Genomic DNA, 23,880 nt, shown 5'->3' with positions numbered 1-23,880 from the left:
CGTCCCCCGCCCTCGCCCCCGCCGTCGATCATGGAGTTGTGGTGGGCGTTATAGCCACACTTACCCGTTTTGAGAGGCACCACAAGTCCATGATCGACGGGGCCGACCGCGCCCGCGACGGTCGCCGGCCTGGACGTCGCGTACGGGACGAGCGGTGATCTGCTCGCGGCGGCCGTGACCGTGTTGGACGTTCGGACGCTGGCCGTGGTCGATTCGGCGGTCAGTGTGGGCCGGCCGGCGTTCGGCTACGTGCCGGGGTTGTTCGCGTTCCGGGAGTTGCCGGCGTTGCTCGCCGCGCTGGACCGGCTGACCACCCGACCGGATCTGCTGGTCTGCGACGGGCACGGGTTGGCTCATCCGCGTCGGTTCGGGCTCGCCTGTCATCTCGGGGTGGTGACCGGGCTGCCCTCGATCGGGGTCGGTAAGACGCCGCTGGTCGGGGAGTGGGATCCGGTGCAGTGGAGGCGGGGTTCCTGGTCGCCGCTGTGGGACGGGGGTGACGTCGTCGGTCGGGTGGTGCGGACGCGGGACGGGGTGAAGCCGGTCTTCGTCAGCGTTGGGCACCGGATGAGCCTGGACAACGCCACCGCTCAGGTGCTCGCGCTGGCCCCGCGCTACCGGCTGCCGGAGACGACCAGGACCGCCGACCGGCTCTGCCGGGAGGCGCTGGCCGGTGCCGGTTGACCTCCGCGTCGTCCGGGCGCGGCGGGCGGCCACACCGTCGGAGTCAGCGGCGGAAAGGCCAGGCAGCAGGCCACGTGCCACGAGCGGCTGGCCGGGCCGTAAACCGTAACGCCGCACACATGCGGACCGCTCTATGACCGGGGGTGGGGGTGGGCCGGTAGTAGCCTGACCCGCGGACCCCACCCGGGGAGAAACGGTGAGGTGATCATGACGGTACGTCGGCGCGCGGCGCGGCTCGCGACTGTCTGCGGTGTCCTGGGCGGCCTGGTGCTGCTCGGTGCGTCGCCGGCGATGGCCGACGACGACTCGGTCCGGGTTGGCTCGGCCAGCAGTTTCGCCGCCGGTGGCTCCCCGCAGGGGGTGAACGTCGCCGTGCGCAAACGCTCCGACGGGTGCGTGCTGCTGCGTACCGCCCTGGGTCTGCGTTTGGAGGGTCTCCGGCCGGATCAGGTGACCGTGCAGGTGAACGCGGGTGGGCGCTGGTTCCCCGTGCCTGTCTCCGGGGGTGACGGCAGCGCGGTCACCGGGCAGACGTCGCCGGCGAAGCCAACGCTGTGCATGGGCAAGGGCATCACCGTGCGGTACCGGGTGGCGTTCGCCGCGGGTGCGCCCGGCGGTCGGCTCGTGGTGACCGGTGTGGGGGCCAGCGCGGCCGGTCAGGAGCTGGGTCGGGGCACCGACACGGCGAAGGTGACCGGCGCCCGGGTCACCCCGTCGCCGACTCCGTCGAAGAAGCCGACCCCGACCCCCAGCCCGACCGAGGTGGCGACGGCCGGCGAGGTGCTGAACCCGGCCGTGCTGGACCGGACGTCCAGCGGGCCCGTCACGACGGCGGCGGCTGCCGAATCTGGAGGGGGTTCACCGGTGATGTTCTTCGGTATCGCGATGGTCGCGGTGGGGTTGCTGCTCATCGTCCTGTTGGTCCGCCGCGCACGGCAGGACCGGCCGCCGACCGACCAGCCGTCCGGGCCGCTGCCGGGTAACCCCGGCGGCACCACCTACCGCTCCGGCGGTGGGTCGCCGGTCGCGCCCGGTCACCCCGGCTCGGTGTACGGCCAGCAGCCGCCCGGCGGCTACGGCCCGGTGCCCGCTCCCCGGCCCGCCTCGGGTGGCGTCTACGGGGCCCGCCCGGCGGGAAGCGGGTCGACTCCGGACGCGACGCAGCCGATGCCGGACGCGCCGGGTGCCCAGCGGCTGCCCGGTGATCCGCCCGACGGCGGCGAGCAGACCACGTTCATGCCCCGGCTCCCCGGCTGAGCGGGGCCCGACCCCCGCCCTCCGATACGCTCAGGTTCGGTGGAAACTGCGGCCAAGGAGCGGAACTAGTGTCTGATCTGTCCCGGATCGTGAAGGCGTACGACGTCCGAGGGACGGTGCCGGACCAGTGGGACGAGCGGGTCGCCGAGGCGCTTGGAGCCGCGTTCACCCAGCTTCTCAACACCACCGACGAGCCGGGCGACGCGGTCGTCGTCGGGTACGACATGCGGGCCACCTCGCCCGGGTTGGCGGCCGCCTTCGCGGCCGGGGTCCGCGCCGAGGGTCGCTCGGTGATGGAGATCGGGCTCGCCTCCACCGATCTGCTCTACTTCGCCTCCGGTTCGCTCGACCTGCCGGGCGCGATGTTCACGGCCAGCCACAACCCCGCGCAGTACAACGGCATCAAGATGTGCCGCTCCGGTGCCCGGCCGATCGGTCAGGACAGCGGGCTCGCCGAGATCCGGGACCGCGCGCAGGCCCTCCTGGACTCCGGTGCGTCCCGTCCGGCCGGTGAGCCGACCCGGCCGGTCGAGCGACGTGACCTGCTTCCCGACTACGCCGCGTACCTGCGCAAGCTGGTCGACCTGTCCGGCATCCGGCCGTTGAAGGTGGTGGTCGACGCGGGCAACGGGATGGGTGGTTTCACCGTTCCGACCGTGCTCGGCGACGCGGCCCTGTCGGCCCTGCCGTTGCAGATCGTGCCGCTCTACTTCGAGTTGGACGGCAGTTTCCCCAACCACGAGGCCAACCCGTTGGATCCGGCGAACCTGGTCGACCTGCAGCGCGCGGTGGTCGAGCACGGCGCCGAGATCGGGCTGGCCTTCGACGGTGACGCCGACCGGTGCTTCGTGGTGGACGAGCGCGGCGAGCCGGTCTCGCCGTCGGCGATCACCGCCCTGGTCGCCGCCCGTGAGTTGGCGAAGCACCCGGGTTCCACGGTGATCCATGGCCTGATCACGTCCAGCGCGGTCCCGGAGATCATCCGTGAGCACGGCGGCGAGCCGGTCGTCGCGCGGGTCGGGCACTCCTTCATCAAGGCCGAGATGGCGCGGACCAACGCCGTCTTCGGCGGCGAGCACTCGGCGCACTACTACTTCCGGGACTTCTGGTTCGCCGACACCGGAATGCTCGCCGCGATGCACACCCTGGCCGCGCTCGGTGAGCAGTCACTGCCGCTGTCCGTGCTGGCCGGGGAGTACGAGCGGTACGTCGCCTCCGGAGAGATCAACTCGACGGTGGCCGACCAGGCGGCGGCGGTGGCCGACGTGCGGGCCGCGTACCCCGACGCGGTTGCCGACGAGATGGACGGTCTCACCCTGCGTTTCCCGGACGGCGCCTGGTTCAACCTGCGCGCCTCCAACACGGAGCCGCTGCTGCGGCTCAACGTCGAGGCGCCCACCCGGGAGCGGATGGTCTCGCTCCGGGACGACGTGCTCAACCGCGTTCGCCGATAAGATCGCCTGCGCCGGTCGGCACCGCCGCCGGTGAAGCCGCACACGTGGAAGGAGCCGTGCCATGGCCCTGGATCCGCAGTTGCTCGAGATTCTCGCCTGTCCGGACACGCACCACGCCCCGCTCACCTACGATGCCGAGGCGCAGACGTTGACCTGCACGCAGTGCGGCCGGATCTTCGAGGTCCGTGACGACGTGCCGGTGCTGCTGCTCGACGAGGCCCGTGGTGGCCCCGGGCAGGCATCATGATCGACGGTACGGCCGGGGTCAGTGGTCGTCGCGACGCCGACGAGGCCCTGCTCGACAACCCGGCCGCGCTGGCCGAGCACGATCCGGGCGACATGCTCCGGCACACCGCGTCGGCCGGTGCGCAGGTTCGGGAGAGCGCGGCGCTGGCCGCCGAGGCGAACCTGGCGGTGCTCGCCGACGACGGGCGGCCCCGGGCCGTGGTGATCGCGGGCATCGGCACCGCCGGGCGTACCGGTGACGTGCTGGCCACGGTCGCCGGGCCGCGCTGCCCGGTCCCGATCATCGGGCACCGCAGCGCGGGCGTGCCCGGCTGGGTGGGTGCGGCCGACGTGGTGATCGCGGTGAGCGCGTCCGGTCGCAGCCCGGAGGCGCTGGGCGCCGCCGAGGCGGCGCACCGCCGCGGTGCCCGGCTCGTCGCGGTGGGCGCCCCGGATTCGCAGTTGCAGTCGGTCGCCGAGCGGGCCCGTGCGCCGTTCATCCCGGTGCCCCGACGCGCGCCGGCGCGGGCCAGCCTCTGGGCGCTCACCGTGCCGGTGCTGCTCGCCGCGCGTTCGCTCGGGCTGGTGAAGGTCAACGAGGCGGATCTGGCGGAGACCGCCGCCCGACTCGACGCGGACGCCGACCGCTGTCGTTCCGCCGCGGAGTCCTTCGTCAACCCGGCGAAGTCGCTGGCCCTGGGCCTGGCCGGCTCGATCCCGATCGTCTGGGGTTCGTCCCCGCTGGCGACCGTGGCGGCCCGCCGGTTCGGTGACACCCTGTCGGCCAACGCCCGCTACCCGGTGGTCACCGGGGCTCTCGGTGAGGCCGGTCGGGGTCGGGTCGGCCTGCTCGACGGCGTCTTCGGTGGTCTGGCCGAGGGCGAGCGGGACATCTTCGCCGACCCGTCGGACGACGACGACGGCGAGGGGACCCGTCTGCGGCTGGTGCTGCTGCGCGACGGTGGGCTCAACGCCGAGGACGACACCGACGAGCCGCTGGCGGTGGAGGAGCGCCGCGCGGACGCGGTGCAGACGCTCGCCGAGCGTCGCGGGGTGCGCTGTGATGTGGTGACCGCCGAGGGCGGCTCCGCGCTGGAGCGGCTGGCCTCGCTGATCGCGGTGCCGGATTTCGCCTCGATCTACCTTGCTCTGGCCCATGGGCTGGATCCGATGGCCGTACCGGCCATCACCGAGATGAAGGAGCTGTCGAACCAGTGAACGAACGTAGGGGGCGGCGCGTCATGCGCGGACCGGTTGGCTTCGCCCGGCGAAGCGGAGCGGCGGCGTGAGCGCCGGCGGCGGGACGAAGGCGATCGTCGCCGCCCTGCTCGCCAACGTCGGCATCGCCGTCACCAAGTTCGTCGCGTTCCTGCTGACCGGGTCGTCGTCGATGCTGGCGGAGTCGATCCACTCGGTCGCCGACTCGGGCAACCAGGGTCTGTTGCTGCTCGGCGGCAAGCGGGCGAAGCGGGCGGCCACCCCGGAGCACCCCTTCGGGTACGGCCGGGAGCGCTACATCTACGCGTTCATCGTGTCGATCGTGCTGTTCAGCCTCGGTGGCCTGTTCGCCCTGTACGAGGCGTACCACAAGTGGTCCGATCCGCACGGGATCACCAGCTGGCAGTGGGTGCCGGTCGCCGTGCTGGTGGCGGCGATCCTGATGGAGTCGTTCTCCTTCCGGACGGCGATCAAGGAGTCCAACCACATCCGGGGCGACCAGTCCTGGGTGCGCTTCATCCGGCGGGCGAAGGCTCCGGAGCTGCCGGTGGTGCTCCTGGAGGACCTCGGCGCGCTGGTCGGTCTGGTCTTCGCGTTGTTCGGCGTCAGCATGACGCTGGTCACCGGCAACGGGAAGTGGGACGCGGCCGGCACGGCGATGATCGGTGTCCTGCTGGTGGTGATCGCGATCGTGCTGGCGATCGAGACGAAGAGCCTGCTGCTGGGTGAGGGTGCCGAACAGCAGGACCTGGACGCCATCGAGCGGTCCATCACCGAGGGCCCCGAGGTGGAGCGGATCATCCACATGAAGACGCTCTACCTGGGCCCGGAGGAGCTGCTGGTCGCCGCGAAGATCGGCGTGGCGGCCTGCGAGAGCGCCGAGGACCTGGCACGCGGCATCAACGTCGTGGAGGCGCGGATCCGCGCCGCCGTGCCGATCGCCCGGGTGATCTACCTGGAGCCGGACGTCTACAGCGCCGCCGCCGCCGAGGCCGGCACCGGCGCGGCCGCGGACACCGCGGTGCCGCAGCCGCAGGACGTGTCGGGCGAGCGGCCGGGCAGCCCAGGGGCTGACGGGGTGGAACTGCTGTACGGACCGATCCGCGACTACGCCTGGGGGTCCCGCTCGGCCATCGCGCTGTTGCAGGGCCGGCCGGTACCCAGTGCCGGTCCGGAGGCGGAACTGTGGCTGGGCGCCCACCCGGGCGCCCCGGCCCTGGTGGAGCGCGCCGGGCTCCAGGTCAGCCTGTGTGACCTGGTGCGGGACGAGCCGGGGCAGTGGCTCGGCCGGCGGGTGTCCGACCGGTTCGGCAGCAGGCTGCCGTTCCTGCTCAAGGTCCTCGCCGCGGACGCCCCGCTGAGTCTGCAGGCCCACCCCGATGCCGAGCAGGCCCGGGCCGGGTACGCGGCGGACGCGGGGCGCCCCGAGGCGGAACGCAACTACTCCGACCCGCACCACAAGCCGGAGTTGCTGGTGGCGCTCACCCCGTTCGAGGCGCTGTGCGGCTTCCGGGCGCCGGCCGAGTCGGCCGAGGCGCTCGCGGCGTTCGGCGTACCGGTGTTGGCGCCGGTGGTGGACGCGTTGCGGGCCGGGCCGGCGGGGTTGCGGACGGCGGTGCGGACGCTGCTCACCTGGCCGGTCGGGGAGCGCGACGAGTTGCTGTCCGCCGTGGCGGCGGCGCCGGCCGACGGCCCGGACGCTGACCTGGCCCGCCGGTTGGCGGCGGCGTACCCGGGGGATCCCGGTGTGCTGGTCGCGTTGCTGCTGCACCACCTGCGGCTGGTGCCCGGGGAGGCGATCTGGATGCCCGCCGGCAACCTGCACGCCTACCTGAGCGGCTGCGGCGTGGAGATCATGGCGGCCAGTGACAACGTGCTGCGCGGCGGACTGACGCCGAAGCGGGTGGACGTCGACGAGTTGCTGCGGGTGCTGCGTTTCGAGGTGCTCGACGACCCGGTCCGGGCGGCGCAGCCGGTGGGCCCGGGGGTGGACTGGTGGCCGGTGCCGGTGGACGACTTCGCGCTGCACCGGGTCCGGGTCGGGACGGCGGTGCCGTCGGTCACGTTGTCGCTGCCCGGCCCGCGGGTGGTGCTCTGCGGCTCCGGGTCGGTGACGGTGGACGACGGGGCGGGCGCGGTGACGTTGGTGTCCGGTCAGGCGGCGATTGGCGATGCGGCCGGCGAGCCGCTGCGGATCGGCGGCGCTGGTGAGGCGTACGTGGCGACGTCTGGGCTGCGCTGACGCGTCCGTCGCCACGACACAAGTCCGACTTTCCCGGAATAGCTTGACGCCGCCATGCCCCAGTGTGACCCTATGAGTACGCAGCGTTATCGCGACGACGGTCCGGCAACGTGCGGGGAACCAAACCGGGGGGATGCGCGGGGCGGGCGGGACGTGGGCGGCAGGTCTGTCCACCACCGACCGCCCCGTGCGCTGTCCGCAGACCGTCCCCCCTGATGTTCGTCGCCAACGCGCGTAAGGTGGAGGGTCGGCGCAGACATCGTTCGACAGGAGCCTTTATGACCAGCACCCTCCCGGCGTCCGCCAGCGGTACGCCGTCCGAGGCCCGGCCGAGCACGCTCGCCGAGGGCGACTTCAAGGTGGCGGATCTGTCGCTCGCCGAGTTCGGGCGCAAGGAGATCCAGCTCGCCGAACACGAGATGCCCGGCCTGATGGCGATCCGTCGGGAGTTCGCCGAGGCGCAGCCGCTCGCCGGCGCGCGGATCACCGGCTCGCTGCACATGACCATCCAGACCGCCGTCCTCATCGAGACGTTGGTGGCCCTCGGCGCGCAGGTGCGCTGGGCGTCCTGCAACATCTTCTCCACCCAGGACCACGCCGCCGCGGCGATCGTCGTCGGCCCGAACGGCACCCCCGAGGCCCCCGCCGGCGTTCCGGTGTACGCCTGGAAGGGCGAGACGCTGCCGGAATACTGGTGGTGCACCGAGCAGGTGCTCGCCTGGCCGGACGGTCAGGGCCCGAACATGATCCTCGACGACGGCGGCGACGCCACGCTGCTGGTGCACAAGGGCGCCGAGTTCGAGAAGGTTGGGGCCGTGCCGCCGGTCGAGTCCGCCGACTCGGAGGAGTACGCGGTCATCCTCGAACTGCTGCACCGCTCGCTCGGCGAGGACGGCCAGCGCTGGACGCGGATCGCCGCCGGCATCAAGGGCGTGACCGAGGAGACCACCACGGGCGTGCACCGGCTCTACGAGATGCACCGCGCCGGCACGCTGCTCTTCCCGGCCATCAACGTCAACGACTCGGTGACGAAGAGCAAGTTCGACAACAAGTACGGCTGCCGGCACTCGCTCATTGACGGCATCAACCGGGCCACCGACGTGCTGATCGGCGGCAAGATGGCCGTCGTGATGGGCTACGGCGACGTGGGCAAGGGCTGCGCCGAGTCGCTGCGCGGCCAGGGCGCCCGGGTCGTGGTGACCGAGGTGGACCCGATCTGCGCGTTGCAGGCCGCGATGGACGGCTACCAGGTCGCCACCCTGGACGACGTGGTCGAGCAGGCGGACATCTTCATCACCGCCACCGGCTGCTTCGACGTCATCACCAACGAGCACATGGCCCGGATGAAGCACCAGGCCATCGTGGGCAACATCGGCCACTTCGACAACGAGATCGACATGGCCGGCCTGGCCAAGCGTTCCGACGTCGAGCGGGTCAACATCAAGCCGCAGGTCGACCTGTGGCGCTTCGCCGACGGGCACGCGATCATCGTGCTCTCGGAGGGCCGCCTGCTGAACCTGGGCAACGCGACCGGGCACCCGAGCTTCGTGATGTCGAACTCGTTCGCCAACCAGACGATCGCCCAGATCGAGCTGTTCACCAAGACCGAGGAGTACCCGATCGGCGTCTACGTGCTGCCCAAGCACCTGGACGAGAAGGTGGCCCGGCTGCACCTGGGCGCGCTCGGCGCCAAGCTGAGCACGCTCACCAAGGAGCAGGCCGCGTACCTGGGCGTCTCCCAGGAGGGTCCGTTCAAGCCGGACCACTACCGCTACTGATCGAATTTCCCGGACCGGGTCGGCTGTTCGCAGCCGGCCCGGTTCGTCGTCTGCGCCTCAGGGTCGGCGGCGGGCGGGGCGGAACCAGGTCCAGACGCACCAGGCCAGCCAGCCGAGTGACACGACGGTGGCCAGTGCCCGCAGACGCAACGCGCTGAGCAGCAGCACCACGGCCAGCACCGTCAGCCACGGCAGGAAACCCTTCACGGCGGGATCCTCCCACAGCCGGACGGATGGTTGACCGGTCCTTCCCTCGGCCGAGCGTTCGACCGTGGGCGGGTGAGCTTGTCGTGCACGACTTGACGAGGGCACTGAGCAGGGAGGAAGGTATGGCTGCCCTAAGTTAGCTGAGGCATTCCTCATGAACACGGAGCCCGGATGTTCGCCACCTACCTGATCGGCCTGCGGGAAGGCTTGGAAGCGACCCTGGTGGTCAGCATCCTGGTGGCCTTCCTGGTGAAGTCGCAGCGCCGGGACCGGTTGCCCCAGGTCTGGGCGGGCGTCGGCCTGGCTGTGGCGCTCTCGGTGCTCTTCGGCTGGCTGATCGAGTACACGTCGACCTCGTTGCTGGCCCGCTCCGAGGATCGCGAACTCTTCGAGGCCATCACGTCGGTCGCCGCAGTGGTCTTCGTCACCTGGATGATCTTCTGGATGCGCCGTGCCGCCCGGTCCATCGCCGGCGAGCTGCGCGGCAAGCTCACCGAGGCGCTGGCCGTCGGGTCCCTCGCGGTCGCCGGCATGGCCTTCCTCGCGGTGATCCGGGAGGGCCTGGAGACCGCGCTCATCTTCTACTCCGCCGCCCAGGGCGCGGCCGGTGACAGCGGGCCGCTGCTCGCGTTGATCGGCGGCATCGTCACCGCCGTGGTGCTCGGCGTGCTGCTCTACGCGAGCGCCCTGCGGATCAACCTCAGCAAGTTCTTCACCTGGACCGGCGCGCTGCTGATCCTCGTCGCCGCCGGCATCCTCAAGTACGGCGTGCACGACTTCCAGGAGGCCGGTGTCCTCCCCGGCCTGAACGACCTGGCCTTCGACATCACCGGCACGCTCGACCCGAGCACCTGGTACGCCGCCCTGCTGGCCGGCATGTTCAACGTGACGCCCGCGCCCACCGTGCTGGAGACGATCGCCTGGGTCGGGTACGCGGTGCCGGTCCTCCTGCTCTTCCTGCGCCCGGCCCGGCGTAAGCCGGCACCCACCGCCGCCACCACCGGCACCGACACCGGCACCGAGCGCGGGGCCGACACCGACACCGGCACCGAGGCCGAGGCGGCGACCACGCCGCAGCGTGCCTGACCTCACGAGGAGAGACAGCTCAGATGCGTACCACCCGCTTTTTCGCGCTGGCCGCCGCCGGTGTGCTGGCCACGGCCGGTGTCGCCGCCTGCTCCGACTCCAAGAAGGAGGAGGCGGCGGGGGCCGGTGGCCCCATCGCGGTCAAGGCCAGCGACACCGCCTGCGAGGTCGGCACCACGGACCTGGGCGCCGGTACCGCCACCTTCAAGATCACCAACTCGGGCGCGAAGGTGACCGAGTTCTACGTGTACGCCTCCGGCGACCGGGTGATGGGCGAGGTGGAGAACATCGCTCCCGGCCTGAGCCGCGAACTGCGCGTCGAGCTGCCGGCCGGCACCTACGAGACGGCCTGCAAGCCCGGGATGAGCGGCAAGGGCATCCGGGGTGCGCTCAAGGTGAGCGGATCGTCGCAGCCACTCACCGCCGACGCCGCGCTGGCCGGTGCCACCGAGAACTACCAGCGCTACGTCAAGAGCCAGACCAGCGCCCTGCTGGACAAGACCGAGGAGTTCGTCGCCGCCGTGAAGGCCGGCGACGTGGCGAAGGCCAAGGCGCTCTACCCGGTCGCCCGCACCTACTGGGAGCGGATCGAGCCGGTGGCCGAGATCTTCGGCGACCTCGACCCCAAGATCGACGGCCGCGAGGAGGTCATCGAGGAGGGGATGGAGTTCACCGGCTTCCACCGGATTGAGAAGGACCTCTGGCAGTCCGGCGACATCAGCAAGGACGGCCCGATCGCCGACCGGCTGCTGGTCGACGTCAAGGAGATCGTGGCCAAGGCCAACGCCGAGAAGCTCTCCCCGCTCCAGCTCGCCAACGGCGCGAAGGAGCTGCTCGACGAGGTGGCCAGCGGCAAGATCACCGGCGAGGAGGACCGCTACTCGCACACCGACCTGTGGGACTTCGCCGCCAACCTGGAAGGTTCCAAGGCGGCCGTGTCGGCCCTCCGGCCGGCGCTGGAGCAGCGCTCCCCGGAGCTGGTGACGCAGTTGGACACCGAGTTCGCCAACGTCGAGGCACTGCTCGGCAAGCACCGCGACGGCGACGGCTGGAAGCTGCACACCGCCCTGAGCAAGACCGAGCTCAAGGAACTGTCCGACGGCATCAACGCGCTCGCCGAGCCGATCAGCAAGGTCGCCGCGGCCGTCGCCCGGTGACCGGACGTCAGGGGGAGTCGAACCGATGAGCGGGAGCAGGGTGACCCGGCGGCGGGCGATCACGCTCGCCGGTGCCGGGGTTGCAGGCGTGGCCGGAGTGGCGGTCGGCGCGGGAGCGCTCGTCAGCAGCTCTCGTGGCCCGGCCTCCGCGAGCGACCACCCGGCCGGCGCGGTGCCGTTCCACGGTGAACACCAGGCCGGCATCGTCACCCCGGCCCAGGACCGGCTGCACTTCGTCGCCTTCGACGTGATCACCAAGGACCGGGCCCGGCTGGTCGAACTGCTCCAGGAGTGGACCGCCGCCGCCGTCCGGATGACCGCCGGGCGGGACGCCGGGGTGCTGGGCGCGGTCGGCGGGATGCCCGAGGCCCCGCCGGACGACACCGGCGAGGCGCTGGGCCTGCCCCCGTCGCAGCTCACCCTGACCATCGGCTTCGGGCCGACGCTGTTCCGCGACACCGACGGCCGGGACCGGTTCGGCATCGCCGACCGGCGCCCGGCAGCCCTCGCCGAGCTGCCCAAGTTCCCCGGCGACGCGTTGCAGCCGCAGCTCTCCGGCGGCGACCTCTGTGTGCAGGCGTGCGCCAACGATCCGCAGGTCGCGGTGCACGCCATCCGCAACCTGGCCCGGATCGGCATGGGCGTGGTGAGCGTGCGCTGGTCGCAGCTCGGCTTCGGCCGGACCTCGTCGACCTCCCGCGAGCAGGCCACCGCGCGCAACCTCTTCGGCTTCAAGGACGGCACGGCCAACCTCAAGGCCGAGGACACCAGCCTGCTGCGCGACCAGCTGTGGGTGCAGCCGGGCGACGGGCCGGACTGGATGACCGGCGGCTCGTACCTGGTCACCCGCAAGATCCGGATGCTGGTGGAGACCTGGGACCGGACGTCGCTGGCCGAGCAGGAGGAGATCGTCGGCCGGACCAAGGGCAGCGGCGCTCCGCTGGGCCGGACCGACGAGTTCGACGAACCGGACTTCGCGGCGCGTGGCGCGGACGGCAAGCCGGTGATCGCCGAGCACGCCCACGTCACGCTGGCCCACCCGAGCCGGAACAACGGCGCCCACCTGCTGCGCCGGGGCTACAACTTCGTCGACGGCTCGGACGGCCTCGGCCGACTCGACGCGGGCCTGTTCTTCATCGCCTACCAGCGTGATCCGCGCCGGCAGTTCGTGCCGATCCAGACCCAGTTGGCCCGCCACGACGTGATGAACGAGTATCTGCGGCACGTCTCCAGCGGCCTGTTCGCCTGCCCGCCGGGCGTCCGGGACGGCGGGGACCACTGGGGGCGGGCGCTCTTCGGCTGACCGCCGTCCGCATCACGACAGCACGACCGGCCCGAGGCGGCGGTGGCGCCGGACGGCGCGACGGGGGATCATGGTGGCAGCCGGCCGGGGATCCACCCGACGCCGGTCCCACCGAACTGAACGGGGATGCAATATTAATCCCATGAGAGCCCGGGTACTGGTGGTCGACGACGACCCCGCACTCGCCGAGATGCTCGGCATCGTGCTGCGCAGTGAGGGCTTCCTGCCCTCCTTCGTGGCCGATGGTGAGCGGGCGTTGGCTGCCTTCCGCGACAGCCGGCCCGATATCGTGCTGCTCGACCTGATGTTGCCCGGGATGAGCGGTATCGACGTGGCCCGGTCCATCCGGGCCGAGTCCGGCGTGCCGATCGTCATGCTGACGGCCAAGAGCGACACCGTGGACGTGGTGCTCGGCCTCGAGTCCGGCGCCGACGACTACGTGGTCAAGCCGTTCAAGCCCAAGGAGTTGGTCGCCCGGATGCGGGCCCGACTGCGCCGGGGCGAGGACGTGGCGCCGGAGATGTTGACCATCGGGCCACCCGGCAACCAGATCACCATCGACGTGCCCGCGCACACGGTCAGCCGCAACGACGAGGAGGTGAAGCTGACTCCGCTGGAGTTCGACCTGCTGGTCGCGCTCGCCCGTAAGCCGCGTCAGGTCTTCACCCGCGAAGTGCTGCTCGAGCAGGTCTGGGGCTACCGACACGCGGCGGACACTAGGCTGGTCAACGTCCACGTCCAGCGGCTCCGGGCCAAGATCGAGCCGGACCCGGAGCGGCCGGAAATCATCCTCACCGTGCGGGGCGTGGGCTACAAGGCGGGTACCGGATAGCCTGGTCACACTGTGTTGACCTCTCCGCCCCCACACCCCCCGACCACGGCTGCCCGCCGGCACATCGCCGGCGGGGAGTTCTGGCGCGCGGTGAGTGGCCGGACCGCCCGGGTGGTGGCCCGGGTGCACCAGACCTGGCGTCGCTCGCTACAGGTGCGGGTGGTGACCATCACGCTGGTCGCCTCCAGCCTGCTGGTCGGCGGCTTCGCGTTCCTGATCGCCGACAAGATCACCACGATCCTGCTGGACAACGCCCGTACCGACGTCCGGCTGCGGGTGAACAGCGGTGCCAGCTACGCCGCCAAGCAGGTCTCCCTGTACGGCCAGCCGCAGGAGGCGCAGCTCCAGGAGACCATCGACGGCACGGTCAACTACCTGGCCGGCGGCGACCCCCAGCAGACCAGCGGCGTGGTGGTGGCGATCACCGCCGACGACTACCCCAGCGACATCCAGACCCGCACCGCGCCGTCGGTGAACGTCCAGCCGCTGATCAGCCCGGAGCTGCGGGCCGCGGTCGCCGAGGGCAAGGTGGCCAGCCAGATCCGCACTGGCCGGCTCACCGGGCAGAGCACCAAATACCTGGTGTACGGCTCTCCGGTGCCCACCCGTTTCGGCCAGATCGAGCTCTACTACCTGGTGCCGCTGACCCGGCAGGACGCCACCGCCGCCGACGCCCGAGCCACCGTGGTGGCCACCGGAGTCGCCCTGGTGATCCTGCTCGGGCTGCTCGCGGCCCTGGTCACCCGCCTGGTGGTCAACCCGGTCCGGGTCGCCGCGCGCACCGCCCAACGGCTCTCCGCCGGCCTGCTCGACCAGCGGATGGTGGTCAACGGCGAGGACGACCTCGCGCTGCTCGCCGCCTCGTTCAACCAGATGGCCACCAACCTGCAACGGCAGATCCTGCGCCTGGAGGAGATGTCCCGGTTGCAGCGCCGCTTCACCTCCGACGTCTCGCACGAGCTGCGTACCCCGTTGACCACGGTCCGGATGGCCGCCGACCTGATCTTCGCCGAGCGCGACGGGTTCGACCCGGCGGTGGCCCGCAGCGCCGAGCTGCTCCAGGCCGAACTGGACCGGTTCGAGGAGTTGCTCACCGACCTGCTGGAGATCAGCCGGTTCGACGCGGGCTTCGCCATGCTGGACGCCGAGCCGACCGACCTGGTGCCGGTGGTGCACCGGGTGGTCGAGCGGCTGGCCGGCCTGGCCGAGCGGGTGGGCGTACCCATCGAACTCGACCTGCCGGGCACGCCGGTGATCGCCGAGGTCGATCCGCGCCGGGTCGAGCGTGTGCTGCGCAACCTGGTCGGCAACGCCGTCGAGCACGGCGAGGCCCGCCCGGTGCTGATCACCCTCGGCATCGACGAGACGGCCGTGGCGATCACCGTGCGGGACCACGGAGTGGGGCTCAAGGCGGGCGAGGAGAAGCTGGTGTTCAACCGGTTCTGGCGGGCGGACCCGTCCCGGGCACGGCAGACCGGGGGCACCGGTCTGGGCCTGTCGATCAGCCTGGAGGACGCCCGACTGCACGGCGGCTGGCTGGAGGCGTGGGGTGCACCGGGGCAGGGCGCACAGTTCCGCCTCACCCTGCCGGCCCGGGCCGGTGACCGACTGACCACCTCGCCGCTGCGGTTGGTGCCGGCCGACGCCGCGCTGCCGTTCGGCGGCCCCCGCGACGGTGGCCCACTGGCCATCGGGCCCGGCACCGGTGGGGCGTTGGCGATCGGCCCGGCGCCGGCCGGGGACGGGCAGCGGACGGAGGTGCGCTCGTGAGGCGGCCGGCCGTGCTCGGGGCCCTCGGTGTGGTGCTGTTGATGGGCGGCGCCTGTGGCATCCCGGCTGCGTCCGACGTGCGGGTGGACGGTAGGGGCGGGGCCGCGACCGAAGCCGGCTCGGGCAACGGCCGAACAAGCGAGCCGCCGACACGCACGGCCAGCGGCAGCTCCAACGAGTCGTTCGTCCGTAACTTCCTGTCCGCGGCCGCCGGTGAGCCGGACCGGGCCTACGAGCGGGTCAAGGCGTTCATCGCGCCGGAGGACCGGCCCCGTCTGCAGGACAAGAAGGGCAGCGAGGTCGCCTTGACCGTGGTCCGGTTGCGGGAAGCGGTCTACACCCTCAACAGCGACTCGACCACCACGGTGACGATCACCGTGCAGCAGATCGGTGTGCTGCGGGCCAACGGCACGCTGGCCCCGCCGGTGGCGACCGAGACGGAGTACGAGTTCCGGCTGCGCAGCGGCGCGCTCGACGGCGCCGCCAACGACGAGCGCGCCGGCCTGTACGTGCTCGACCCGCCGAACGTGCTGCTGCTCAGCGACGTCGCGCTCCAGCAGTACTACCAGGGCGAGTCGATCTACTTCTGGAGTTCCGACCGCACCCGGCTGGTGCCCGACCAGCGCTACCTGCCGGTGGCGGTGCCCGAAGAGCGTCGGGTCAACGAGGTCGTGAAGTGGTTGGTCGCCGGCCCGTCCGACTGGCTGCGCCCCGGCGTCGTCGGGCTGCCCGACCGCACCGAGCTGATCAACAACGCCACCGGCGCGAACGGCCGGTGGGAGGTCAACCTGGACATGTCCGGCGACGACCAGAACAGCATCGACCAGCTGCTCACGCAGCTCGCCTGGTCGCTGGGCGACCTCCCGGGCGAGTTGGAGCTGAAGATCCGCAACAACTCGCAACCCGTACAGGATCTGAACGCCCGCCGGGGAGCGCAGCGGCTCTACCCGATCACCGAGAGCCCACAGCGGTTCTGCGTGTACGAGGGCGCGATCCGTCCGCTCGACTTCGTCGGCGAGCTCAGCGGTGCGGTGCCACTGGCGGCCGAGGTCAACCGCGGCATCGTCTCCGCCGGCATCGCCCGGGCCGACAACCGGATTCTCGCGGCGATGGTGGTGGCCGGCGGTAAGGGTCGCCAGCGACTCGCGGTGGGCAGTGGGCCCGCTCCGATCGCCACGCTCAACCGCGGTTCCTCCGAATACGCCTCGATCAGCCGGCCGGTCTGGTTGCGGATGGCCGACTCCCGGCCCGGTCGGGGCCTGGTGGTGGCCGACGGTCAGCTCTACCGCTTCGACGAGGCGGCCGGGATGTACCCGGTGCCGCTCAACCTGCCCTCCGGGCCGGTCACCGCGGTTGCCGCCGCGCTGGACGGCCAGCGGGTCGCACTGGTCGCCGGTGGGCGGCTCTACGTCGCGGCGGTCAACCTCGACGGCGGCGGGGTCTCCATCGGCCCGCCCCGGCAGCTGGTCACCTCGCTGACCGGCCTCACGACGGTGGACTGGGGCCGGGAGGACCAACTCGTGGTGGCCGGGTCCGCAGGCCAGCCGGCGATCTACGAGGTCAGCGTCGACGGCGCCGTGGAGACACCGCTGCGCACCGACGTCGGCGCCAAGGTCAACCACCTGACGGCGTACCCGACCAACCGCAGCGTGCCCGTGCCCACCGGCGCGTACATGTACGAGGCGAACGGGGTGGCGTACCGCAGCAGTCCCTTGGAGCGGATCGAGCCCGATCGGGTACGCGACATCGCCCCGCCGCCGGCCGGCGTCCGGCCGAGCAACCCGTCAGCCCCGTTCTTCCTCTACTGACGCCGTGGGCGGGCTCTGGGCGGACCTCACCGACCTGGTGCTGCCCGCCGACTGCGCGGGTTGCCGGGAACGCCGGCCCGGCCTGCGGCACGGGGTCTGCCCCGCCTGCGTGGCGGCACTGAACGCGCTACGTCCAGGGCCGGTGCGTCCCACCCCCGCCCCGGCCGGCCTGCCACCCTGCGTCGCACTCGGTCCGTACGCCGGCCCGTTGCGGGAGGCTCTGCTGGCGTACAAGGAGCACGGTCGGCACGGGCTGGCCCGTCCGCTCGGCGGCCTGCTCGCGGAGGTCGTCGCGGCGGCCGTCGGCGAGGTGAGCCGTCCGGTGGCGCTGGTGCCGGTGCCGGACACGGCGGCGGCGGCCCGGGCCCGGTACGGCGATCACCTGGACCGGTTGGCGCGGCACTGCGCGGCCCGGCTGCGCCGGGGTGGCTGGTCGGTTCGGGTGCTCCGGCCGCTGCGCGCGCTGCCCCGACCCGACTCGGTGACGCTGGACAGCGCGGGCCGGGCGGCGGCCGCGCAGGCGGCGTTCCGGTCCCGCTCCGGTACGCCGGTCCGTGCCGGTGCGGCGGGCCTCGCGCCGGTCGTGGTGCTGCTGGACGACATCGTGACCACCGGGGTCACGTTGGCGGCGGCGGCCCGCGTGCTGCGGGCGACCGGGTCGGCACCGAGTGTCGCGGCGGTGCTCGCGGCGACCGAGAAAAGACTCCGTTCGTAACCGATCGTGTTTCCGTTTCACCCGTTGGTGTATGAGGTGCGAAAAATCTGGGGCGGTCTCGGCAACATGGGGTGACTGCCGGGCAAACAGGCGTTAGCGTTTTCCTGTCGGGGGTAGGAGGTCGTTCACCCGCCCCCGGCGGTGAGAGGAGGCGTAGCCGCACTGATCCGGTCGACGCCAGCGGGTCTCCCACGGCGCGCGACCGGGTAACCGGATCGAAGACCGTCCGAACAAGGGAGGTCACGTGGACATCGTGGTCAAGGGCCGTAACGTCGAAGTGCCGGACCATTACCGGGTACACGTAGCTGAGAAACTCGCAAAGATCGAACGCTACGACCACAAACTGATTCGTGTCGATGTCGAGCTGTTTCACGAGCGCAATCCGCGCCAGGCCGACCACTGCCAGCGGGTGGAGATCACCTGCATTTCCCGGGGCCCGGTGATTCGGGCCGAAGCCTGCACGAACGACTTCTACAGCGCGCTCGACGCTGCCATCGCGAAGCTCGACACCCGGCTGCGCCGCGCGGCCGATCGTCGCCGCGTACACCGGGGTCGGCACGCGCCGATCTCCGTCGCCGCCGCCACCGCCGGCCTACCGGTCGCGGACCTGGTGGCCGCCCCGCTCAGCGCGCCGGGTGACGGCGCTCGCGCCGGCACGGCCGTCGCGGAGCGGGTCGAGGAGGAGGACGACCGTCAGCCGTGGCACATCGCCCGGGAGAAGGTGCACCCGGCGGAGCCGATGACGATCGGCGACGCGCTGTTCGAGATGGAACTGGTCGGCCACGACTTCTACCTGTTCCAGGACAAGGAGTCCGGTCGTCCCAGCGTCGTCTACCGGCGCCACGCCTACGACTACGGGATCATCTCCCTCGCGACGTAACCGGTCGCTGACCCGCGTCGATCATGGAGTTGTGGTGGGCGACCACCACAACTCATGATCCGTCTCAGCGGAGGTCGGCGGGCAGCAGCGCGAAGGTCAGGTCGTCCAGGCGGGTGCCCGTCAGGCCGGGCAGGCTCGCGCGTTGCAGAGCCTCCCGGTGGAAGCCGGCCCGCTCCAGCACGCGGTGCGAGGCGATGTTGTCCGGCACGGTGCCGGCGGTCAGCCGGGCCATACCGGCCGAACCGAACGCCCAGGGCGCGAGCAGTCGGACCGCCCGGGTGGCGTACCCCCGGCCCCGCCAGTCGGGGAGCAGGGCGTACCCGATCGACGCCTCGCCGCGTCCCACGTCGGTGTACGACAACCCGCAGCTGCCCGCCGGCTCGCCGGTGGCCGCGTCGGTGATCAGCAGTCGGGCGATGTCGCCGGTCAGCCACCCGCTCTCCGCTAGCAGGCAGCGCCGCTCGATCGCCTCCCACGTCGGCGGCACCGGCGGCGCCTGGTTCGCGACGACCTCGGGTCGGCTGTGCAGCCGGTACATCAGCTCCGCGTCCCCGGGTGCCAGCCGGCGCAGGGTCACCACCTGATCGGTGAGCATCCCGTCGGGCAGGTCGGGCAGCAGCCGGGCGGTCGGGCCGGGCGGATCGTCGGCGAGGCGTACCCAGGCCAGCAGGTCGTGCCGGCCCGCATCCCGGCCGGAGCCGGCCGACCGGCGCGACCCCTCGTACCGGAACCCGGCGGCCAGCGCGACCCGCTGGCTGGCCGCGTTCTCCGGATGGGTCAGCAGCTCCAGCCGGGCGGTTCCGGTGGCGAACGCGTGTTCGCTCAACGCGCGGGTGGCCGCGGCGGCGACCCCCCGTCCGCGCGCCGCCGGCCGCACCCAGTAACCGATCTCCGCTTGGCCCCGCTCCGGCAGCGGACAGCTGAGGCCCACGGCGCCGAGCAGCCGGTCGGTGGCCGGGTCCGCGATGGCGTACGCGGCGCCGCCGCCGGTCCAGACCGCCGGGGCGCCGGCGTCGATCCACCAACGGGCGTCGACCTCGGTGTACGGCGAAGGCAGGCTCGAAACGAACCGCTGGCTCACCGGGTCGGCGCAGCCGTCGACCACGTCGGCCGCGTCCCCGGCGCGGAACGGGCGCAGCCGCACCCCGTGCGCTTCGACGACCTGCTGCGGCGTCATGCCAGATCCTCGGCGAGCAGCGCGGCCACCCAGACGTCGACCCGTTCACCCCGGTGCGGCACGCCACCCCGGGCGATCCCCTCGAACGTGAAGCCCGCCTTCTCCGCCACCCGACGGGAGGCGACGTTGCCCACGTGCGCCTTCCACTCGATCCGGGCCAGGCCCAGCGCGGTGAAGCCCCAGGCGCTCAGCGCGAGCAACGCGGCCGGCATGAGGCCACGACCACGGGCCGTCGGCGCGGTCATGAACCCCACGTCGGCCAGCAACGGGTCGGAGGGGGAGAGCCGCAGGTCGATGGAGCCGGCGTACCGGTCGTCCGGGTCGGCGATCGCGAAGCACGCGGCGTCGCCGCGGGCCCAGAGCTCCCGACAGTGGTTCTGGTACCACCGCGCGTCGGCGTGGTCGTACGGGTCCGGCACGGTGGTCCAGCGGATGGTCTCCGGATCCCGGCAGGTCCCCACCACGGTGTCCAGGTCCTGCTCCTCCATCGGCCGCAACCGCAGCTCACCGGCACCGGCGGTGGCGAACAGGGTGGGCTGTGGGCGCCCGAAGACGGCGGCCCGTCGGGCGACCAGGGTGCCCGGCCCGGCCGGGCCGGTCGATCCCGGCTCGGGCACCTCGCCCGGCAGCAGCGAGCCGACCCAGCCGTCCGGGCCGCCGTCCGGCGCCGGTCGGGCGAGCCGCAGTCGACCGTCGATCCGGAACCCGGCCCGGAGCGCGACCAGGCGGGAGGCGTGGTTCCCCACCTCGGCCTGCCAGAGCAGCCGGCGCAGCCCGAGCGTCTCGAAGGACCAGCGGGCCAGCGCCCGGGTCGCCCGGACGGTCACCCCGCGGCCGCGCGCCCACGGGGCCGTCCAGTAGCCCACCTCGCCGGTGCCGTCGCCGTCGATGGAGATCAGACCGCACGAGCCGAGCAGCTCGCCGGAGGCCGGGTCGCAGACCGCGAACGGCGCGCCGGTGCCCTCCGCCCAGGCGCGTCCGCTCAGCTCGGTGACGAAGCCGTGGGCGTGTTCCGGCAGGTATGGGCGCGGTACGGTGGTCCAGCGCTGGATGTCCGGGTCCTGGCACGCGCGGTGCACGGCGTCGGCGTCGGCCTCCCGCCAGGGTCGCAGCAGTACGCCGTCCTCGATGATCTCCACGGGCTCCACTCGTGCATCGTGCCGGAACGTTCGCCGACGGCGTAACCGGATAACGTCCGGCCCGCGGCCAGGACGCGAGTTATGTCGGGTTCGGTGAGACGGACCACCGCCACCAGTGACCATCGCGCCGATGGAGCGCCTACGATGGTTCGAGACTGTCTAGGGGAGCGTTGATCCGTGTCGATTCTGGAAAAGGTCCTTAACGCGGGCGAAGGCCGCATGGTGCGCCGGCTCAAGGCCATCGCCAATGCCGTCAGCTCGATCGAGGACGACTACGTCAACCTCACCGACGAGGAACTGCGCGGCATGACCGAGCAGTTCCGGGAGCGGCTCGCCGACGGCGAGACCCTCGACGACCTGCTGCCGGAGGCGTTCGCGGTGGCCCGCGAGGCGGCCGCCCGGGTGCTCGGCCAGCGGCCGTACGACGTCCAGGTGATGGGCGGCGCGGCGCTGCACTTCGGCAACATCGCCGAGATGAAGACCGGTGAGGGCAAGACGCTGACCTCGGTCATGGCCGTCTACCTCAACGCGCTCTCCGGCGACGGCGTGCACGTGGTCACCGTCAACGACTACCTCGCCCAGCGCGACGCGGCCTGGATGGGTCGCGTGCACGAGTTCCTCGGGCTGACCGTCGGCGTGGTGCTGCCCAACCGGCCGGCCACCGAGCACAAGGCCGCCTACGAGTGCGACATCACCTACGGCACCAACAACGAGTTCGGCTTCGACTACCTCCGCGACAACATGGCCTGGTCGAAGGACGAACTCGTCCAGCGCGGTCACAACTTCGCGGTGGTCGACGAGGTCGACTCCATCCTGATCGACGAGGCGCGCACCCCGCTGATCATCTCCGGTCCGGCCGAACACTCGGCCCGCTGGTACGGCGAGTTCGCCGGCGTGGTGGCCCGGCTCCAGCCCGGCACCGACGGCGAGGGCGACTACGAGGTCGACCACTCCAAGCGCACCATCGCGGTGACCGAGCGCGGCGTCGCCAAGGTCGAGGACCGGCTCGGCATCGACAACCTGTACGAGTCGGTGAACACTCCGCTGGTCGGCTACCTCAACAACGCCATCAAGGCCAAGGAGCTGTACAAGCGCGACAAGGACTACATCGTCAGCGACGGTGAGGTCCTGATCGTCGACGAGTTCACCGGTCGCATCCTGCACGGCCGTCGCTACAACGAGGGCATGCACCAGGCGATCGAGGCCAAGGAGGGGGTGGAGATCAAACAGGAGAACCAGACCCTGGCCACCATTACCCTCCAGAACTACTTCCGCCTCTACAACAAGCTGTCCGGGATGACCGGTACGGCGCAGACCGAGGCGAGCGAGTTCAACAAGGTCTACAAGGTCGGCGTCGTGAGCATCCCGACCCACCGCCCGATGGTCCGCGAGGACCGGCCGGACGTCATCTACAAGACCGAGAAGGCCAAGTTCAACGCGGTCATCGAGGACATCGCCGAGCGCCACCAGATGGGCCAGCCGGTGCTGGTCGGCACCGTCTCGGTGGAAAACTCGGAGATCCTCTCCCAGCTGCTGCGCCGCCGGGGCATCCCGCACAACGTGCTGAACGCCAAGTTCCACGCCCGGGAAGCCGAGATCGTCGCCCAGGCCGGGCGCAAGGGCGCGGTCACCGTGGCCACCAACATGGCCGGCCGCGGCACCGACATCCTGCTCGGCGGCAACCCCGAGTTCCTCGCGGCGAACGAGCTGCGCCAGCGCGGCCTCGACCCGCTGGAGAACGAGGAGGAGTACGCCAAGGCGATGGAGGAGGTCCTGCCCACCTGGAAGCAGGCCTGCGACGCCGAGGCGGACGAAGTCGCCGCCGCCGGTGGCCTCTACGTGCTGGGCACCGAGCGGCACGAGTCCCGCCGAATCGACAACCAGCTGCGCGGTCGCGCCGGCCGGCAGGGCGACCCGGGCGAGTCCCGCTTCTACCTGTCCCTCCAGGACGAGCTGATGCGGCGCTTCCGGGCCGGCGCGGTCGAGGCGGTGATGGAGCGCTTCAACATCCCGGAGGACGTGCCCATCGAGTCGAAGATGGTCACCCGGCAGATCAAGAGCGCCCAGGCCCAGATCGAGGGCCAGAACGCCGAGATCCGCAAGAACGTCCTCAAGTACGACGAGGTGCTCAACAAGCAGCGCCAGGTCGTCTACGCCGAGCGGCTTCGGGTGCTCAACGGTGAGGACCTCTCCGACCAGGTCCGCAACATGATCGACGACACCGTCGAGGCGTACGTGCGGGGTGCCACCTCCGAGGGCTACGGCGAGGACTGGGACCTTGAGCAGCTCTGGTCCAGCCTCAAGCAGCTCTACCCGGTCGGCGTGACGATCGAGGAGCTGGAGGAGGAGACCGGCGGTTCCCGGGCCGGTATGGACGCCGACTTCCTGGTCGCCCGCCTCAAGGAGGACGCGCACGCCGCGTACGACCGGCGTGAGGAGCAGCTCGGCCCCGAGGGGGTGCGCCAGCTCGAGCGGATGGTGCTGCTCCAGGTGATCGACCGCAAGTGGCGCGAGCACCTCTACGAGATGGACTACCTCCAGGAGGGCATCAACCTCCGGGCGTACGCCCAGCGCGACCCCGTGGTGGAGTACCAGCGCGAGGGCTTCGACATGTTCGCCACCATGATGGACGGCATCAAGGAGGAGACGGTCGGTTTCCTCTACAACGTGGACGTCCAGGTGACCGAGCCGGAGCCGGCGGAGTCGGAAGAGGTCACGCTTCTCGACAAGCCGGTGGAGATCCGCGCCAAGGGTCTCAACCGCGCGCCGCAGCGGCAGGGCCTGCAATACTCGGCCCCCACCATCGACGGTGAGGCCAGCCCGGGCGCGGTCGCGGTCGAGCAGGCCCAGCAGCAGGCACCCGCGCTCGGTGTGGGCCGTCCGGCGCAGGGCGCTCCGGCGGCGCCGGGCAGACCGCCACCGTCCGCCCCGCAGCGGCCGGCCTCCGG

At 71.7% G+C, this 23,880-nt stretch carries 18 protein-coding genes and 2 pseudogenes; 17 read left to right on the top strand and 3 right to left on the bottom strand.

The window, feature by feature from the left end:
* Positions 1-99: 99 nt before the first annotated feature.
* The 8 genes and pseudogenes from JNW91_RS17820 to ahcY form a co-directional block, all read left to right on the top strand.
* A pseudogene (locus tag JNW91_RS17820) lies at positions 100-684 on the top strand (endonuclease V); the annotation flags it as partial.
* Between the two features lie 207 nt (positions 685-891).
* Positions 892-1,941, top strand: coding sequence for a hypothetical protein (locus JNW91_RS17815; RefSeq protein WP_203176634.1), 1,050 nt, complete (start codon positions 892-894; stop codon positions 1,939-1,941).
* A gap of 68 nt (positions 1,942-2,009) precedes the next feature.
* Positions 2,010-3,395, top strand: coding sequence for a phosphomannomutase/phosphoglucomutase (locus JNW91_RS17810; protein ID WP_203176632.1), 1,386 nt, complete (start codon positions 2,010-2,012; stop codon positions 3,393-3,395).
* Positions 3,396-3,456: 61 nt separating this feature from the next.
* Positions 3,457-3,642, top strand: a complete 186-nt coding sequence (locus tag JNW91_RS17805; protein WP_139585754.1) for a Trm112 family protein — start codon at positions 3,457-3,459, stop codon at positions 3,640-3,642.
* Positions 3,639-4,838 carry an SIS domain-containing protein gene (locus tag JNW91_RS17800; protein ID WP_203176630.1) on the top strand — a complete coding sequence of 400 codons (1,200 nt, stop codon included), beginning with the start codon at positions 3,639-3,641 and terminating at the stop codon, positions 4,836-4,838. The genes JNW91_RS17805 and JNW91_RS17800 overlap by 4 nt, the downstream gene beginning before the upstream one ends.
* A gap of 67 nt (positions 4,839-4,905) precedes the next feature.
* Positions 4,906-5,829: pseudogene (locus JNW91_RS17795) on the top strand (cation diffusion facilitator family transporter); the annotation flags it as partial.
* 87 nt (positions 5,830-5,916) lie between these two features.
* Positions 5,917-7,080 carry a mannose-6-phosphate isomerase, class I gene (manA, locus tag JNW91_RS17790; RefSeq protein WP_203176642.1) on the top strand — a complete coding sequence of 388 codons (1,164 nt, stop codon included), beginning with the start codon at positions 5,917-5,919 and terminating at the stop codon, positions 7,078-7,080.
* 278 nt (positions 7,081-7,358) lie between these two features.
* The gene (gene ahcY, locus JNW91_RS17785; RefSeq protein WP_203176628.1) at positions 7,359-8,858 is read left to right on the top strand and encodes an adenosylhomocysteinase; all 1,500 of its coding nucleotides are present in this window, start codon (positions 7,359-7,361) and stop codon (positions 8,856-8,858) included.
* Positions 8,859-8,915: 57 nt separating this feature from the next.
* On the opposite strand, the gene JNW91_RS17780 is transcribed toward ahcY, so the two are convergent.
* Complete coding sequence (locus JNW91_RS17780; RefSeq protein WP_203176626.1) at positions 8,916-9,065, bottom strand: hypothetical protein; 150 nt, start codon at positions 9,063-9,065, stop codon at positions 8,916-8,918.
* A gap of 171 nt (positions 9,066-9,236) precedes the next feature.
* On the opposite strand from JNW91_RS17780, the gene efeU reads away from it, so the two are divergent.
* The 8 genes from efeU to hpf all read left to right on the top strand — a co-directional run bounded on the left by efeU (position 9,237) and on the right by hpf (position 18,616).
* Entirely contained in the window at positions 9,237-10,151 is a 915-nt protein-coding gene (gene efeU / locus JNW91_RS17775; protein ID WP_238425198.1) for an iron uptake transporter permease EfeU, read from the top strand.
* A 23-nt stretch (positions 10,152-10,174) separates the two neighbouring features.
* Positions 10,175-11,308, top strand: a complete 1,134-nt coding sequence (gene efeO / locus JNW91_RS17770; RefSeq protein ID WP_203176625.1) for an iron uptake system protein EfeO — start codon at positions 10,175-10,177, stop codon at positions 11,306-11,308.
* Positions 11,309-11,333: 25 nt separating this feature from the next.
* Positions 11,334-12,611, top strand: coding sequence for an iron uptake transporter deferrochelatase/peroxidase subunit (gene efeB, locus JNW91_RS17765; RefSeq protein WP_203176624.1), 1,278 nt, complete (start codon positions 11,334-11,336; stop codon positions 12,609-12,611).
* 142 nt (positions 12,612-12,753) lie between these two features.
* Complete coding sequence (mtrA, locus tag JNW91_RS17760; RefSeq protein WP_007455837.1) at positions 12,754-13,443, top strand: MtrAB system response regulator MtrA; 690 nt, start codon at positions 12,754-12,756, stop codon at positions 13,441-13,443.
* A gap of 12 nt (positions 13,444-13,455) precedes the next feature.
* Complete coding sequence (gene mtrB / locus JNW91_RS17755) at positions 13,456-15,213, top strand: MtrAB system histidine kinase MtrB (protein WP_407664346.1); 1,758 nt, start codon at positions 13,456-13,458, stop codon at positions 15,211-15,213.
* A gap of 41 nt (positions 15,214-15,254) precedes the next feature.
* On the top strand, positions 15,255-17,021 hold the full coding sequence (locus tag JNW91_RS17750) for an LpqB family beta-propeller domain-containing protein (RefSeq protein WP_203176640.1): 1,767 nt from the start codon (positions 15,255-15,257) through the stop codon (positions 17,019-17,021).
* Between the two features lie 37 nt (positions 17,022-17,058).
* The gene (locus JNW91_RS17745) at positions 17,059-17,736 is read left to right on the top strand and encodes a ComF family protein (protein ID WP_203176636.1); all 678 of its coding nucleotides are present in this window, start codon (positions 17,059-17,061) and stop codon (positions 17,734-17,736) included.
* Positions 17,737-17,980: 244 nt separating this feature from the next.
* Positions 17,981-18,616, top strand: a complete 636-nt coding sequence (hpf, locus tag JNW91_RS17740; RefSeq protein ID WP_203176623.1) for a ribosome hibernation-promoting factor, HPF/YfiA family — start codon at positions 17,981-17,983, stop codon at positions 18,614-18,616.
* A 64-nt stretch (positions 18,617-18,680) separates the two neighbouring features.
* Here the strand turns inward: hpf and JNW91_RS17735 are convergent, their stop codons facing one another.
* A complete protein-coding gene (locus tag JNW91_RS17735) occupies positions 18,681-19,793 on the bottom strand; it encodes a GNAT family N-acetyltransferase (protein ID WP_203176622.1) in 1,113 nt (370 codons plus the stop codon).
* Positions 19,790-20,941, bottom strand: a complete 1,152-nt coding sequence (locus JNW91_RS17730) for a GNAT family N-acetyltransferase (RefSeq protein ID WP_203176621.1) — start codon at positions 20,939-20,941, stop codon at positions 19,790-19,792. The genes JNW91_RS17735 and JNW91_RS17730 overlap by 4 nt, the downstream gene beginning before the upstream one ends.
* A 168-nt stretch (positions 20,942-21,109) precedes the next feature.
* On the opposite strand from JNW91_RS17730, the gene secA reads away from it, so the two are divergent.
* Positions 21,110-23,880: preprotein translocase subunit SecA (gene secA / locus JNW91_RS17725; protein ID WP_203176620.1), on the top strand; the 2,771-nt coding region annotated here is incomplete at its 3' end.

It is taken from the genome of Micromonospora parastrephiae (assembly GCF_016802865.1).
Classification (GTDB): Bacteria; Actinomycetota; Actinomycetes; order Mycobacteriales; family Micromonosporaceae; genus Micromonospora; species Micromonospora parastrephiae.
Note: the sequence above shows the minus strand (reverse complement) of the source record. Positions and strands in the feature narration are given on the sequence as shown.